General features: G+C 66.3%; 13 protein-coding genes. 3 read left to right on the top strand and 10 right to left on the bottom strand.

Annotation, left to right across the window (positions count from 1 at the left end; genetic code table 11):
- Window positions 1-114 precede the first annotated feature (114 nt).
- The 3 genes from R9X41_RS18060 to R9X41_RS18070 all read right to left on the bottom strand — a co-directional run bounded on the left by R9X41_RS18060 (window position 115) and on the right by R9X41_RS18070 (window position 4,947).
- Window positions 115-3,006 (bottom strand): aconitate hydratase, encoded by a 2,892-nt coding sequence (locus tag R9X41_RS18060; protein WP_318631823.1) that lies wholly within the window; start codon window positions 3,004-3,006, stop codon window positions 115-117.
- Window positions 3,007-3,259: 253 nt separating this feature from the next.
- Window positions 3,260-3,553 carry an H-NS histone family protein gene (locus R9X41_RS18065; RefSeq protein ID WP_318631824.1) on the bottom strand — a complete coding sequence of 98 codons (294 nt, stop codon included), beginning with the start codon at window positions 3,551-3,553 and terminating at the stop codon, window positions 3,260-3,262.
- A 74-nt stretch (window positions 3,554-3,627) separates the two neighbouring features.
- On the bottom strand, window positions 3,628-4,947 hold the full coding sequence (locus R9X41_RS18070) for a hemolysin family protein (protein WP_318635268.1): 1,320 nt from the start codon (window positions 4,945-4,947) through the stop codon (window positions 3,628-3,630).
- Window positions 4,948-4,970: 23 nt separating this feature from the next.
- Here R9X41_RS18070 and R9X41_RS18075 point away from each other — a divergent pair, with 23 nt between their 5' ends.
- Window positions 4,971-5,819, top strand: a complete 849-nt coding sequence (locus R9X41_RS18075) for a symmetrical bis(5'-nucleosyl)-tetraphosphatase (protein ID WP_318631825.1) — start codon at window positions 4,971-4,973, stop codon at window positions 5,817-5,819.
- Between the two features lie 12 nt (window positions 5,820-5,831).
- Here R9X41_RS18075 and R9X41_RS18080 read toward each other — a convergent pair whose 3' ends face one another.
- Both R9X41_RS18080 and R9X41_RS18085 read right to left on the bottom strand, forming a co-directional pair.
- Window positions 5,832-7,310: a DEAD/DEAH box helicase gene (locus R9X41_RS18080; protein WP_318631826.1), complete on the bottom strand. Its 1,479-nt coding sequence runs from the start codon at window positions 7,308-7,310 to the stop codon at window positions 5,832-5,834.
- A gap of 105 nt (window positions 7,311-7,415) precedes the next feature.
- Window positions 7,416-8,297 (bottom strand): KPN_02809 family neutral zinc metallopeptidase, encoded by an 882-nt coding sequence (locus R9X41_RS18085; protein ID WP_318631827.1) that lies wholly within the window; start codon window positions 8,295-8,297, stop codon window positions 7,416-7,418.
- 134 nt (window positions 8,298-8,431) lie between these two features.
- Between R9X41_RS18085 and R9X41_RS18090 the strand changes: the two genes are divergently transcribed.
- Window positions 8,432-10,138, top strand: coding sequence for a sensor domain-containing diguanylate cyclase (locus R9X41_RS18090; RefSeq protein ID WP_318631828.1), 1,707 nt, complete (start codon window positions 8,432-8,434; stop codon window positions 10,136-10,138).
- Here R9X41_RS18090 and R9X41_RS18095 read toward each other — a convergent pair whose 3' ends face one another.
- The 4 genes from R9X41_RS18095 to R9X41_RS18110 all read right to left on the bottom strand — a co-directional run bounded on the left by R9X41_RS18095 (window position 10,139) and on the right by R9X41_RS18110 (window position 13,127).
- Window positions 10,139-10,426: a hypothetical protein gene (locus R9X41_RS18095; RefSeq protein ID WP_318631829.1), complete on the bottom strand. Its 288-nt coding sequence runs from the start codon at window positions 10,424-10,426 to the stop codon at window positions 10,139-10,141.
- Between the two features lie 102 nt (window positions 10,427-10,528).
- Window positions 10,529-11,095 (bottom strand): dCTP deaminase, encoded by a 567-nt coding sequence (gene dcd / locus R9X41_RS18100; protein WP_318631830.1) that lies wholly within the window; start codon window positions 11,093-11,095, stop codon window positions 10,529-10,531.
- Window positions 11,096-11,158: 63 nt separating this feature from the next.
- Window positions 11,159-12,445 (bottom strand): guanine deaminase, encoded by a 1,287-nt coding sequence (gene guaD / locus R9X41_RS18105; protein ID WP_318631831.1) that lies wholly within the window; start codon window positions 12,443-12,445, stop codon window positions 11,159-11,161.
- Between the two features lie 64 nt (window positions 12,446-12,509).
- Window positions 12,510-13,127, bottom strand: a complete 618-nt coding sequence (locus tag R9X41_RS18110; protein ID WP_318631832.1) for an FMN-dependent NADH-azoreductase — start codon at window positions 13,125-13,127, stop codon at window positions 12,510-12,512.
- A 128-nt stretch (window positions 13,128-13,255) separates the two neighbouring features.
- On the opposite strand from R9X41_RS18110, the gene R9X41_RS18115 reads away from it, so the two are divergent.
- Window positions 13,256-14,194 (top strand): LysR family transcriptional regulator, encoded by a 939-nt coding sequence (locus R9X41_RS18115; RefSeq protein WP_318631833.1) that lies wholly within the window; start codon window positions 13,256-13,258, stop codon window positions 14,192-14,194.
- A gap of 19 nt (window positions 14,195-14,213) precedes the next feature.
- Here R9X41_RS18115 and R9X41_RS18120 read toward each other — a convergent pair whose 3' ends face one another.
- Complete coding sequence (locus R9X41_RS18120) at window positions 14,214-15,263, bottom strand: adenosine deaminase (protein WP_318631834.1); 1,050 nt, start codon at window positions 15,261-15,263, stop codon at window positions 14,214-14,216.
- Window positions 15,264-15,411 lie beyond the last annotated feature (148 nt).

The raw sequence follows: 15,411 nt of genomic DNA on the forward strand, positions 1-15,411 counted from the left end.
GCACAGCGGCGGCGAATGTGATGAACAAGAATTATTCTTACAGGCGCCGCAGTTTACCGGTAGCGTCATAAACCCCCGGGGACCACAGGGCTCCCCAGGGAATTGCGCCCGCCGTCAGGCCGCCTGCAGCAGCTGGCGCAGCACGTAGGGCAGGATGCCGCCGGCCCGGTAGTAGTCCACTTCCACCGGCGTGTCGATGCGCAGGATCAGCCGCGTCTCGCTGCGCTTGCCGTCGGGCCGCGTCACCACCAGGGTCGCCTTGCTTTGCGGCTTGAGATCGGGGTCGGCCATGATGTCGATCGTCTCGTCACCCTGGAGTCCGAGCTCCTGCCACGACTCACCCGCGGCGAACTGCAGCGGCAGCACGCCCATGCCCACCAGGTTGGACCGGTGAATGCGCTCGAAGCTGCGCGCCACCACCGCCTTGATGCCGAGCAACTGCGTGCCCTTGGCGGCCCAGTCGCGCGACGAGCCGGTGCCGTATTCCTCGCCGGCGAACACCACCGTCGGCTGACCGGCCGCCATGTAGCGCGTGGCGGCGTCGAAGATCGACATCTTCTTGCCCTTGTCCTGACCCTCTCCCTGGTAAAGGGTCACGCCGCCCTCCTCCCGCGAACCGTCGGCCGTGGCCGGAATCATCAGGTTCTTGATGCGCACGTTGGCGAAGGTGCCGCGCACCATCACGTCGTGGTTGCCGCGGCGCGCGCCGTAGCTGTTGAAGTCGACCTTGCTGACGCCGTTCTCCTGCAGCCAGGCGCCGGCCGGCGAACTGGCCTTGATGGAGCCCGCCGGCGAGATGTGGTCGGTGGTGATCGAGTCGCCGAAGAGCGCCATCACCCGCGCACCCTCGACGCGCGAACTCGGCGCGTTCTTCTGGGCGGAGGCGTCGAGTTCGAAGGCGTCGAAGAACGGCGGCTGCGCGATGTACGTGCTGGCCGGCCAGGTGTAGGTCTGGCCCGAAACGCCGTGGATCTTGCCCCAGAGCTCGCCGGGCTCGGACTTCACCCGCCCGTAGTTGGCCCGGAAGGCATCGCCGTTCATGGCGAACTTCATCAACGCGTGGATCTCGTCGCTGCTCGGCCAGATGTCGCCCAGGAACACGTCACGCCCGCCCTTGCCCTTGCCGACCGGCTCGGTCATGAGGTCGCGCAGCACCGAGCCGGCGATCGCATAGGCCACCACCAGCGGCGGGCTGGCCAGAAAGTTGGCCTTGAGGTTGGGATGGATCCGTGCCTCGAAATTGCGGTTGCCCGAGAGCACCGCCGCGCAGACCAGGTCGCTGCGGGTGATGGCTTCGTTGATCTCCGGCGCCAGATCACCGGCGTTGCCGATGCAGGTGGTGCAGCCGTAGCCCGCGAGCGCGAATCCGAGCTTCTCCAGATAAGGCAGGAGGCCCGTCTTGGTGAGGTATTCGGTGACGATGCGCGATCCCGGTGCCAGCGAGGTCTTGATGTGCGGCTGCACCGACAGGCCCGCTTCCACCGCCTTCTTGGCGAGCAGGCCGGCGGCCAGCATCACGCTCGGGTTGGAGGTGTTGGTGCAGCTGGTGATGGCCGCGATCAGCACGTCGCCGTTGCCAATGGTGATGCCGGTCGCATCGTGGCCATCGTCTGGTGGCGCTTCCGACTGCGCCGCCGCAAGCGTCGGCTTGTTGCCGTCCATCTCCATCAACAGGCGCGCGGCACCGGGTTCGGTGGGCGGTGTCGTCGGCACCTTGTCGGACGGCTCTTCCCCCGCGTGATGCACCAGTTGCCGTGTCAGCAGCAGATCGGCCGGGCGGTTGAACCCGTTTTCGCCGATCGGCTTGCTGAACAGGCTGCGGAACTGGTTGGCCACGTTGCCGATCTCGATGCGGTCCTGCGGGCGCTTGGGGCCGGCCAGGCTCGGCGTCACATCGCCCAGGTCGAGCTTGACAACCTGCGAATAGTTGATGTCGCCCGCCTTGGGAACGCCGAACAGACCCTGCGCGCGAAAATAGGCTTCGAACGCTTCGACTTCCGCATCGGTACGGCCGGTGCCACGGAAATAGTCGACCGTCTTGTCGTCGACCGGAAAGAAACCCATGGTGGCGCCGTACTCGGGCGCCATGTTGCCGATGGTGGCGCGATCCGGCACCGGCAGCGTGGTGGTGCCTTCGCCGAAAAACTCGACGAATTTGCCGACGACTTTGTGTTTTCGCAGTATTTCCGTGACGGTCAGCACCAGGTCAGTCGCGGTAACGCCTTCGCGCAGGCGACCGGTCAATTCGAAACCCACGACATCGGGCGTCAGAAAATAAACCGGTTGGCCCAGCATGGCGGCCTCCGCCTCGATTCCGCCGACACCCCAGGCCACCACGCCGATTCCGTTGACCATGGTGGTGTGACTATCGGTTCCAACGAGGCTATCGAAATAATAAATATCGTCGGCGGATTTGTGCACACCGCGCGCCAGATATTCGAGGTTGACCTGATGGACGATTCCGAAGCCCGGCGGTACGACGCCGAAGGTATCGAAAGCCTGCATGCCCCATTTCATGAATTCGTAGCGCTCGCGGTTGCGCTGAAATTCGAGCTTCATGTTGAGGTCGAGGGCTTGCGGCGTACCGTAGTAATCCACCATGACCGAATGGTCCACCACCAGATCGACCGGAACCAGTGGCTCGATTCTTTCGGGATTTTTTCCGAGTCGAGCTGCGGTGCTGCGCATTGCGGCCAGATCCGCCAGCAAGGGAACTCCGGTGAAATCCTGCAGAACCACCCGCGCTACCACAAATGGAATTTCCTCCGTCCGGTTGGCTGAAGGCTGCCATCCGGCCAATTGCGCCACGTGTTCATTGGTGATCTTTCGTCCGTCGCAGTTACGAAGCACCGATTCGAGAACGATTCGTATCGATACCGGCAAGTGTGCAATATTGGGAAACTGCTTGGCGAGTGCGGGGAGCGAATGGAATTTGCCCTTGACACCGGAAGCAGTTTGAAAGGACTGGATCGTTTGGGAGAAATCGTGGGGGGCTTTGACAGCCATGGAAGCTCCTTCAGGGGGGAAGACGGCGAACTCATTCTGTCAGCACCCCGAAGAGTTGTCGCAACCTGGGGTTACCACCCGGATTTTTCTGACGCCGGACCCTGCGCCAGCGCGTGGCGCGTCCAAGAAAAAACCCCGCAGCACCAAGGCACTGCGGGGTTTTGGCCGACCGACCCGAACCGGCACGGGCCGGTGGGTTCAGGTGGATCGGAAAATCGAGCCGGATTGAAATCGTGGCCCGGCGCCAATCAGATCAGATGGCGAATTGAGTGCGGTCCTGATCGGCGATCCACTTCGGCGCCTTGCCGCGGCCGGTCCAGGTGGCGCCGGTGGCCGGATCGCGATATTTGGCCGCGACCTTGCCACCCTTGGCAGAAGAAACACCGCGGCCGCGGGCCGGCGGAAATACATCGGCAGCAGTAAGACCGAATTCTTCGATCAGGCCGCGAACGCGAGTAACCGCATCCGACAGCTCACGTTGGCGTGCATCGCTGATTTGGGCTTCGAGCGCTTCACGCTGCTTCAGGAGTTCTTTATAGGTGGTCATAGCGATTCCGCAGATGGTTGGTGGCGCGATTATATGCACGCCGCCATCGTCTTCCGGACTACGTACGATTATTTTTACAAACCGCTCGAAACCTCGGGATTATCCGGAGTCAGCGTCTCGGCCGGCATGGCCAAAACCTTGTCGATGCGCCGGCCGTCGAGGTCCACCACCTCAAATATCCACGAGGCGCAGGGAATCAGTTCGCCCACTTCCGGCAGATGGCCCGACTCCGATAAGAGCAGGCCGGCCAGAGTGTTGTATAGGCCGCGGTCTTCCTGGGGCAGCTCTCGAATATCGAGGCGCGATTTGAGTTCGCCGACCGGCATCAATCCGTCGAGCAACCAGGATCCATCGGCGCGCTGAACCGCCCATGCCTCGGTATCGGCACCCGGTTGCAGTTCTCCGGTGATGGCTTCGAGCAAGTCGCGTGGCGTCATCAGGCCTTGAACCACGCCATATTCGTCGACGACGAAAATCATCCGGCCAGATTGCGCGCGAAACTGTTCCAGCAATTCCATGCCTGAAAGCGTTTCCGGAAGAAATGTCGCCGGCAATACATAAGCGTCGAGGGTTCCCGCTGCGTCCGGTCCCAATTCGAGCAGGCGCGCCAGGCTCACGACACCCACCACGTCGTCGAGCGAACCCCGGCATACCGGATACCACGAATGCGCCCGCCCGGTGGCTGCGCGCTGCAGGCCGTCGGCGGCGGTGCTGGCCGCGTCGAGCCAGTCGATGTCGCCACGCGGCACCATGAGCGAGGTCAGCGGGCGGTCGTCGAGGTGGAACACGTTCTGCACCATGCGGTGCTCCTGGTGCTCGATGACGCCGGCGTCCAGCCCTTCCTCGAGGCTGGCGACGATCTCTTCTTCGGTCACCGCACGCCCGGCGTCGTTGTCGATGCGCAGCAGCTTCAGCACGGCCTGGGTGCTCATCGACAGCAGCCGCACGAACGGACTGGCGATGCGCGCCACCCACTGCATCGGCCGCGACACCCAGCGCGCCACCGGCTCCGGGTGCAGCTGGCCGATGCGCTTGGGCACCAGTTCGCCGAAGACGATGGTGACGAAGGTGATGATGGTCACGACCAGCGCGGTCGCCACGAATTCCGAGGCCTGCTGGGGCATGCCGACACCGCGCAGCAGCACGGCCACGTCGTCGCTGAACGCGGCCTCCCCCAGAATGCCATTGAGCATGCCGATCGAGGTGATGCCGACCTGCACCGCCGACAGGAAGCGGGTCGGCTGCGCCAGCAGTGCCAGCGCTGCCTGCGCGCCCTTGTCGCCCGCCTCCGCCATCGCGTTCAGACGCGCCTTGCGGCTGGATGCCAGAGCCAGCTCGGACATGGCGAAGACGCCATTGAGCAGGGTCAGCAGGGCGATGAGCAGGAAATCCATGAAGGGCCGTAGACAATGAGGGAATGGCAATTTACCTGATGGGCGATCTGCAGGGCTGCGACGCTCCCCTGGCGCGGCTGCTGGAGCAGGCCGATTTCTCGCCGAGTCGCGACACGCTGCATGTGCTGGGCGACCTGGTGAACCGGGGGCCCGACTCCACCGCCACGCTGCGCCGCCTGGCCGCGCTGGGCGATTCGGCCCGTTGCCTGCTCGGCAATCACGACCTGCACCTGCTCGCCGTCATCCACGGCGTGCGCAAGCCCGGTCGGCGCGACACGCTCGGCGATTTGCTGGCGGCGCCAGACCTGCCGGCACTGACCGACTGGCTCCGCCACCTGCGCCTGGCCGATCGGGTGCGTTATGGCGAGCAGGACATCCTCATGGTCCATGCCGGCGTGCTGCCCCAGTGGGACGCGGACGCCGTCGAGTCGCTCGCAGGCGAAGTGGAGGCCGTGCTGCGCGGACCCGACCTGCCGACGTTCATGTCGACGATGTACGGCAACGAGCCGGCGGCATGGAACGATGCGCTGCGCGGCGCCGATCGACTGCGGGTGGTGGTCAACGCACTGACCCGGCTGCGTTTCTGCTCGGCGCAGGGCGTGATGGATTTCGGCAGCAGCGACGCGCCGGAAAACGCGCCGGACGGCCTGGTGCCGTGGTTCGAGGTGCCCGGGCGACGCACCGCAGGCGTGACCGTGGCCTTCGGCCACTGGTCGCAACTGGGACTGCTGGAACGCCCTGGCCTGCTGGGGCTGGACACGGGCTGCGTGTGGGGTGGCTGCCTGAGCGCGGTGCGCCTGGGCTCGACCGCGGCCGCCAACGAAATCCTGCAGGTGCACTGCGAACAATCGCAAGCACCCGGCGAGGGCTAGCAGCCTCGATTCCTAGAAACGCTCGGGCTCGGTGTCCGCTGTTTCCGGGGCAGGTGCCGCGACCGGTGCCGGGATCGGACGGAACAGCATCGCGACCTTGCGCTTGGGCTTGATGTTGGCCGAATGGCCGCGCACCGGAGCGGCGGCCTTGGCTTCCCAGGCCGGCTCCGGGGTGTCGCCGGCGGACTCGTAAGGACGGTCGAAGAACGGGTCGCGCGCGGGGCCCGAACTGCGCGGGCGCGGGCGTTCCGGCTGGGCGCGCTGACCGTCGGATTCGTCGACCGCACCGTCCTGCTGGTACAGGCGACGGCCGTCGTTGAAGCGGCCGCGCGGACGCTCTTCCTCGAACTCGAAAGGCTCGAGCTCCATCTTCTTGGCGATGAGCTTTTCGATGTCCGACGCCAGGCGAGCGTCGTTGCGGCTGTCGAGGCCCACGAAGCTCACCGCCAGACCCGACGCCCCGGCGCGACCGGTACGGCCGATACGGTGGACGTAGTCTTCGGCGTTGAACGGCACGTCGAAGTTGAAGACCGCCGGCACGTCCTTGATGTCGAGGCCACGGGCCGCGACGTCGGTACACACGAGCAGGTCGACCTCACCCTTCTTGAAGGCGTCGAGCGCCTTCAGTCGCTCGTCCTGGCTCTTGTCGCCGTGCAGGGCTGCGGTGCGCAAACCTTCGCGTTCGAGCGAGCGCGCCAGCCGCGCGCAACCGAGCTTGCTGTTGACGAAGACGAAGGCCTGGCGAATGCCACGCTGGCGCAGCACCTGGTGCAGGGCGCGGCGCTTGTCGTCTTCGTTGACGCTGTAGAAATGCTGTTCTACGGTGGATGCCGTCGCATTGGAGCGCGCCACCTCAATCGTGACCGGATCCTGCAGATAGCTCGACGCCAGGCGCTTGATCTCAGGCGAGAAGGTGGCCGAGAACAGCAGCGTGGTGCGCTGCTTGGGCAGGTAGGAGAGGATGCGCTGCAGGTCGGGCAGAAAGCCGATGTCCAGCATGCGGTCGGCCTCGTCGAGCACCACGTACTCGACCTGGTTGAGCACCGCGTTCTTGGCTTCGATATGGTCGAGCAGCCGGCCGGGCGTAGCCACCAGCACTTCGACGCCCTTCTTGAGCTCGGCCGTCTGCGGCTTCATGTCCATGCCGCCGAAGACCACCGCGCAGCGCATCTGGGTGTGCTTGCTGTAGAGCTTGATCTGCTGCGCGACCTGGTCGGCGAGTTCACGAGTGGGCAACAACACCAGCGCGCGCACCGGGTGCCGCGCCGGCGAGGTCGACGCGTTCTCGTGCTTCATCAGCCGCTGCAGCAGCGGCAGCGAGAAAGCCGCCGTCTTGCCGGTGCCGGTCTGCGCCGCGCCCATCACGTCGCGCCCCTCAAGCACCACGGGGATCGCCTGTGCCTGGATGGGTGTCATGTGCTCGTAGCCCATATCGGCCACGGCTCGTGCCAGCGGCTGGGCCAGCTTCAGTTCTGAAAAAGATGTCGTCATGCAGCCCGCGATTGTCGCACCCTGCGCGTAAATCGCGCAAAACCCGCGAGAACGGCGGTTTTGTGCAACATCTCCCGCGTCCCGGACGGACGCCGGCGACCGGGTCTACAGATTGCGCGCGGAGAAGGTGTCGCAGCCCTTGACGTCGCCGTTCTGGTAACCCTGGCCGAACCAGCGCTGGCGTTGTTCGCTCGTGCCGTGGGTGAAGCTGTCGGGCACCACCTGCCGGCCGGCCGAACGCTGCAGGGCGTCGTCGCCGATCTTTTGCGCGGCGTTCATGGCCGAGGCGATATCGCCCGGGTCGAGCCACTTCTTGGATTCCTGCGAGTGGTGCGCCCAGACGCCGGCGAAGCAGTCGGCCTGCAGTTCCACCCGCACGCTCATCGCGTTCTGCTGGCGCTCGCTCAGGCGTCCGCGCATGCCGTCGACCTTGGCGGTGATGCCGAGTTCGTCCTGTACGTGGTGGCCGACCTCGTGGGCGATGACGTAGGCCTGGGCGAATTCTCCGGGTGCGCCGAGCCGGTCGCGCAAGGTGTCGTAGAAGCTCAGGTCGATGTAGACCTTCTTGTCGCCCGGACAATAGAAAGGCCCCATCGCCGCCTGACCGGTGCCGCAGGCGGTGGCGTAGGAGCCCCGGAACAGCACCAACCGCGTCGGCTGGTAGGTGCCGCCGGCGGCCTTGAAGATGCCGCTCCACACCACTTCTGTATTGCGCAGCACGGTCGAGACAAAAGCCGCCTCGCGGTCGTCGGCCGGCGGCTTTTGCGCCGGCCCCTGCTGCACCTGCGAAACCGCGCCGCCGCCACCGCTGAGCAGACTCAGCATGGTCAGTGGGTTGATGCCGAAGATCCAGCCCGCCACCAGCGCGACCGCCACCGTACCGATGCCGACACTGCGCCCGCCGAATCCGAAACCGCCCCCACCGCCGCCGCCCGAGTTGCGTCGGTCTTCGACGTTGTCCGATTGTTCGTTGCCTTCCCAGCGCATATTTCCTCTTTTCTGATGGCGATGCCCGTTGCGATGGCGCATCGTGCGCCAGAACGCATAAGGAATTCCACCAGTGGACACGTGCTGCACGACGTACGATCGGCGCTGTTGCCTTTGCTTGCAAATATTTATCCGTGAATCTCCGATTCTCCGAACGTAGCCTCGCGACCCAGATGGCGCTGGTGTTCGGGGTGCTCACCACTCTGCTGGTCCTGTTGCTCAGCTTCTCCTTCGGGGAGATGCTGCGCGGCCGCATCCGCAACGAGGCCGGTGCGGCGCTGCGGGTGGTGGCGCATGCGGTGGCGAACCAGCTCGGGGCGCAACTGCGATTGCGCAGCGAGGAAGCCGCATTGCTGGCGCGCGCCCCCGGCCTGTGGGAGCGCGGCCTCGACTCGGCGCCGGTCAGCCAGCTGCTGTCCCGCATGCAGACGCTGTCGCCGGAAAGCCGATGGATCGGCGTGGCCGATCTCTCGGGCGTGGTTCGTAACGCCACCGGCGGCTTGCTCGACGGCGTATCGGTCGCGGATCGCCCCTGGTTCGAAGGCGGCAGCAAAGGCCTCTATATCGGTGAGGTTCGGCCGTCCGACCCCGCCATGCCGGCGGCCGAGCCGACCGCCAGGCCGCCCTACTTCGTCGATTTCGCGGCACCGATCACTTCCGGCGGCAAAATCACCGGCGTGCTCGGTGTCCACGCAAGCTGGGAATGGGCCGACCGCACCGTCGGCCTCGTGGTGCCGCCGGACGCATCCAACTCCGGCCTGCAGGTTTTCGTTTTCGACCGCGCCGGCCAGCTCATCTACGCCCAGGACGGCCAGGCGGCGCAACTGCGCGACAACGGATTTCGGGCGCCGGCGGCGTCCGCCAGTGAGGCTGCCGTGAAATCGGCGGTGCTGCCCTGGGCGGATGGGTCCGATTACCTGACCTCGATCGCCGCCGTGACGGGCAACGCACCGGTGACAGCCCTTGGCTGGCAGGTCGTCGTGCGCCAGCCGGTCTCGCTGGCCTATTCACTGGTGCGCGACGCGACCACCGCCGTGCTGCTGATCGGCCTGGTGGCCAGCGTGGTGGCCTCGCTGCTCGCCTATCGGGCGGCGCGCCGGTTGAGCAGGCACCTGCACGGCATCGCCCTGGCCGCCCGACGCGTGGAAGCGGGCGCGCCCGGCGCCGGCATGCCGGTCTTTGCCGGCAGCCGCGAAGTCACGGCGCTGTCCTCGGCCTTGCGCAACATGACAGTGCAGCTGCTGGCTTCCAACAGCCGCATGGAACAGCAGGTGCGCGTGCGGACCCGCGAGCTCATGGCCGCCAACTCCGCGCTCGACCGCCAGGCCCGCAGCGACCCGCTGACCGGCGTACTCAATCGTCGCGGTCTCGAGGAACGCTTGCGCCTGGCCGTCGCCAGCGCCCGCCGGGGCGCCCGCCCGCTATCGGTGGCGATGCTGGACGCCGACTATTTCAAGCGCATCAACGACCGCTTCGGACACGAGGTCGGCGACGCGGTGCTGCGCTCGCTGGCCGAAACCCTGCGCAGCCGCCTGCGGCAATCCGACGCTGTGGCGCGCCTGGGCGGCGAGGAATTCATCGCCGTGCTGCCGGACACCGACATGGAAGGCGCGATGGCGCTGGCCGAAGCATTGCGCGCGGCCATCGAAAAGCATGAAGATCCGGTCTACGGCAGCATCACCGTGAGCATTGGGGTGGCCGTGGGAGTGGGGGCCGATATCGACGGCGCCACGTTGCTGCGCGCGGCGGACGAAGCGCTGTACCGGGCCAAGGCCGATGGTCGCAATCGTGTTTGCGGCGCCAACACGACCGAACGGGAAACGCCGGCGAAGTCTTCCTGATCAGCGGGCGGTGACCTTGTCGAACGAGACGTCGATGCCGCGCGAAGCAATGACCCATTGACGGCAGGCGTCGAAACCTTCGGTGCCCTTGGCGCCCAGGCATTCGGCACGGGCCATGCGCACTTCGCGCGTTTCCACCGGCGCATGGCCGACGACCGGCGCCAGCAGGCTCGGCGCGAGCTGCAATGCGACCAGCACCGCCGCCACGCCACCCACCACGATGGCGAGCGGTGCATCGACGAACTTCAAACAGTTCTTGATGGACATGACGACCTTTGGCGCTTGCATGGCTACATCGTAAGTTGTAACAAGCGATGCAAATATGCCAAGGTGCTCAGACCCATGTAGGACAAGCGCCCGTCGATGTCCGCCCAATGCTGGTGCGGGTTTTCAGGCTCTCGGCAGGGTAACGCCGTGCTGTCCCTGGTACTTGCCGCCCCGATCTTTGTAACTGACGTCGCAAATTTCGTCGCTTTCGAAGAACAGCACCTGCGCACAGCCCTCGCCGGCGTAGATCTTGGCGGGCAGCGGTGTGGTGTTGCTGAACTCCAGTGTGACGTAGCCTTCCCACTCGGGCTCGAAGGGCGTGACGTTCACGATGATGCCGCAGCGCGCGTAGGTGCTCTTGCCCAGGCAGATGGTGAGCACGTTGCGGGGAATGCGGAAGTATTCGACCGTGCGCGCCAAGGCGAAGCTGTTGGGCGGGATGATGCAGAAGTCGCCGTGCATGTCGACGAAGCTTTTCTCGTCGAAGTTTTTCGGGTCCACCACGGTGCTGTGGATGTTGGTGAACACCTTGAATTCGGGTGCGCAGCGGATGTCGTAGCCGTAGCTGCTGGTGCCGTAGCTGATGATCTTGCGACCGTCGCTCTCGCGGATCTGCCCCGGCTCGAACGGCTCGATCATGCCGTGCTGCTCCGCCATGCGGCGGATCCATTTGTCGCTCTTGATGCTCATCGCTTCTTCCTCAGTCGACGCGCATTCTAGGAGGTGCGGCCACCGCGCCTGACTCGACGTCCGCTACAGGGCCTGCGAGATGACGCTGCGCTCCACCAGCCGGTCGTCGCCCAGCACGATCATCGCGAACAGCAATTCGTCCAGGTTCTCCGCCGCCTGTGTCTTGCGCGCGAGCATGGGCGTGGCCTGCGGGTCGAGCACCACGAAGTCGGCTTCGCAGCCCGGCTGCAGATTGCCGATGGTGCCGGCCAGGCCCAGCGCGGCAGCGCCGCCGGCGGTGTGTTGCCACCACAGCTCCTGCGGCGACAGCGAAATGCCTTGCTTGGTCTGCCCTTCGCGACCCACGTAATAGGCGGCGAGCATGGTGTGGAACGGGCTGAAGCTGGTGCCGCCGCCCACGTCGCTGGCCAGTCCGTAGCCGAAGCCGACGCGGTCGGCCGAGGCGTAGTCGAAGAAGCCGCTGCCGAGAAACAGGTTGCTGGTGGGGCTGACTGCCGCGGCGGTGCGGCGATCGCGCATCAGCGCACGGTCTTCGTCGTCGAAATGAATGCAGTGCGCGTAGATGGCGCGCTCGCGCATCAGGCCGTACTCGTCGTACACCGCGAGGTAACTGCGCGCCTCGGGGAACAGCTGGCGCACCCACTCGACCTCGCCGAGGTTCTCGGCCACGTGCGACTGGATCCACACCTCGGGGTACCTGGCCGCCAGTTCACCCGCGCCCCGCAGCTGCTCGGGCGTGCTGGTCGGAGCGAAGCGCGGCGTGATCGCGTAGCCGAGCCGGTCGACGCCGTGCCATTTGCGGATCAGCGTCTCGGTGTCGATCAGGCTCTGCTCGGTCTCGTCGCGCACGCCGTCGGGCGAGAAGCGGTCCTGCAGCACCTTGCCGGTGATCAGTCGCAGGCTGCGCTTCTGCGCTTCGGCAAAAAGCGCTTCGACCGACGACGGATGCGAGGTGGCGAAGGCCAGCGCCGTGGTCACGCCGTTGCGCAGCAACTCGTCGACGAAGACCGGTGCGAGCTCGCTGGCATGCGCTTCTTCGACGTAGCGGCTTTCGTGCGGAAAGGTGTAGTTCTCGAGCCAGGGCAGCAGGCCCTCGGCGGGCGAGCCGATAACGTCGGTCTGCGGAAAGTGGATGTGCAGGTCGACGAAGCCCGGCGCGATGATGCGGCCCGGCAGGTGCTCGACGGGCACATCGGGGAAGCGGGCGGCCAGAGCGGCATGGTCGCCGGCCGCCACCACGCGCTGACGGCCCTCGGCGTCCGGGCCCACCACCAGCAGCCCGTCCTGGTCGAAGATCGCCTGGCGGCTGTCGGTATCGAAACGCAGGAGGCTGGAGCGGTAGGCTTTCATGGGGCGAGAGCTTAAGCCGCCCCGGGGTCCGCGCCATATGGCGGCGCGGATAAGGCCTATCGCATCAAGCAGCGGCCGTCAGCGATTCGACTTGGCCGAGCGCTTCGGCGATCGCCTTTTCACGCGCATCCGGACCCATCGCGACGCCTTCGGCACGAATGACGGTGACATCGGTCATGCCCATGAAGCCGAGCACGCCGCGTAGGTAGGCTTCCTGGTGGTCGAGGGCCGCCTCGAAGGGCGCGCCGGCGTATTTGCCGCCGCGTGACGAGACGATCACCACGCGCCGGCCGCCGGCCAGGCCTTCGGGGCCGTTGGCGCTGTAGCGGAAGGTGCGACCGGCCTGGGCGATGCGGTCGATCCAGGCCTTGAGCTGGCTGGGCACGCTGAAGTTGTACATGGGCGCGCCGATCACGATGGCTTCGGCGTCGAACAGTTCGGCCAGCAGCTTCTCGTTGAGGGCCAGCTCGGCCTTGACGGCCGCATCTTCAGCAGGCGCGCCGGGGGCGGGCCGCATGGCGGATATGAGCTTGCCGTCGAGGTGGGCGATCGGCTCGGCCGTCAGGTCGCGGTACACGACCGGTCCCGAGCTGCCCGCCAGTTCGGCGGCCACGGCGGCGCTGACCTGGCGCGAGACGGAAAGGGAGCCCAGGGAGCTGGAGTCGAGGTGCAGAACTTTCATTTCGGTATCCCCTTGCAGTGAGTTCAGCGGCACGAACGGCCACCATGGAGTGCATGCTATTGACGCTGCCCATAGTGATAAAGCGGGTTCAGCACAAATCATCTTTCTACCAACGCAATAATCCGCTGATGAATTCCCCATCCGGACTGCCCGAAGAGCTGCAAGACCTGAACGACATGGCCTATTTCGCCAAAGTCGTGGAGCACGGCGGTTTCAGCGCGGCGAGCCGGGCGCTCGGGCTGCAGACCTCCTTGCTCAGTCGCCGGCTCGCGGCCCTCGAGGCACGCCTGGGCGTACGACTGCTCCAGCGCAGCACCCGGCGCATCGCCCTCACCGACGTCGGCCATGGCTACCTGCAGCATTGCAAGGCACTGCTGGCCGAAGCACAGGCGGCGCAGTCGACGGTGGACGCGATACGCGACACGCCGCGCGGGCTGATCCGCATGTCCTGCCCGCCCGGGCTGCTGGAAAACGGCGTGGGCCAGGTGGTGGCGCGCTACCTCGCCGACTGGCCCGAGGTGCGGCTGCAGGTGGAAGCCACCAACCGCCGGGTCGATGTGATCGAGGAAGGTTTCGACATCGCGCTGCGTGTGCGCCGCCCGCCGCTGGAAGATTCGGGCCTGGTGGTGCGCACGCTCACCACCGGCAGCGCCCTGCTGGTCGGCAGTCCGGCCTTGCTGCAGCGCTGCGGGCGCCCCGGCGGGCCCGAAGACCTGGCGCGCATGCCGAGCATGGGTTTCGGCTGGGTGGCCGGGCGCCACACCTGGACGCTGGTCGCACCCGACGGCAGCGTCTACGTGCATGCCCACACGCCGCGCCTCACGGTCGACGACTTCAGCACCCTGCGCCTGGCTGCGCTCGACGGGGTCGGCATCGTGAGCCTGCCGGACTACATCGTGCTGGATGCGATCGAGGCTGGCACGCTGGAGAAGGTGCTGCCGCAATGCACGCTCGGCGAAGGCGTGGCGCACGCGGTGTTTCCGACGCGGCGCGGGCTCACGCCGGCGGTGCGGCTGCTGATCGACGCCTTGGCCGAGACCTTCTCCAACCGGGGAATCTTCGTTTAGGCAGCCGGGCGAGCGATGTTCAACGGAACGAGTCGAACACGGCGTCGAGCCGGGCGATATGGCCCTGGCGCGCCGCGTCGCTGGTGAAGCTGGCTTCGAACGCATTGCGCCCGAGCTGGTAGGCATGGCGCGCATCCAGTCCGGTCGCGGCGAATACCTGCAGGAAGTTGTCGTTCATGTAGCCGCCGAAGTAGGCCGGGTCGTCGGAGTTGACCGTCGCCATCAGGCCCGCGTCGAGCAACGCCCCCAGGTTGTGCTCGGCCAGGTCGGGGAACACGCACAGCTTCTGGTTGGACAGCGGGCACACCGTCAGCGGAATGCGCGCGCTGGCCAGGCGCCGCATCAGCGCCGGGTCGTGCACCGCCTGCACCCCGTGGTCGATGCGCTCGGCCTGCAGCACGTCGAGCGCGCTCCAGATATAGGCAGGCGGCCCCTCCTCGCCCGCATGCGCTACGCGGTGCAGGCCGAGTTCACCGCAGCGGGCGAAGACGCGGGCGAACTTCTCCGGCGGATGGCCGACCTCGCTCGAATCCAGGCCGACACCCACGATGCGGTCGAGGTAAGGCAGCGCCTCCTGCAAGGTCTCGAAGGCATCCGCCTCGCTCAGATGGCGCAGGAAGCACAGGATCAGCGACGCGTCGATGCCGCATTCCACCTTGGCGTTCTGGCAGGCGCGGTGCAGCCCGCCGACGACGGTCGCCATCGGCACGCCACGCGCCGTGTGGGTCTGCGGGTCGAAGAACAGCTCGGCATGCACCACGTTGTCCGCCGCCGCGCGACGGAAGTAGGCCATCGCCATGTCGTGGAAGTCCTGCTCCTGCAGCAGCACGCTGGCGCCAGCGTAGTAGATGTCGAGAAAGCTCTGCAGGTCGGTGAAGGCATAGGCCTCGCGCAGCGCCTGCACGTCGGCGTAGGGCAGCTTCACCCCGTTGCGCTCGGCCAGGGCGAAGATCAGCTCCGGCTCCAGCGAGCCTTCTATGTGGATATGCAGCTCGGCCTTGGGCATCGCCCGCAGCAGCTCGGGCAGGCGCTCGGCCGGCACATCGGGAACGTCGAAGGTCGTGGTCATCGTCGGATCCATGAAAAAAGGCACGCGGCCCGAAAGAAATTACCGTGCCAGCCCCAAGCACCGACCCGCCCACCAGTGGCAAGCGAAGCGACGCCACATCATGTGGAACGCCGCCCGGCTTTGCCGGACGGCTGGCGTTGCCCCTTGC

This window comes from Xylophilus sp. GOD-11R (genome assembly GCF_033546935.1).
GTDB lineage: Bacteria > Pseudomonadota > Gammaproteobacteria > Burkholderiales > Burkholderiaceae_C > Xylophilus.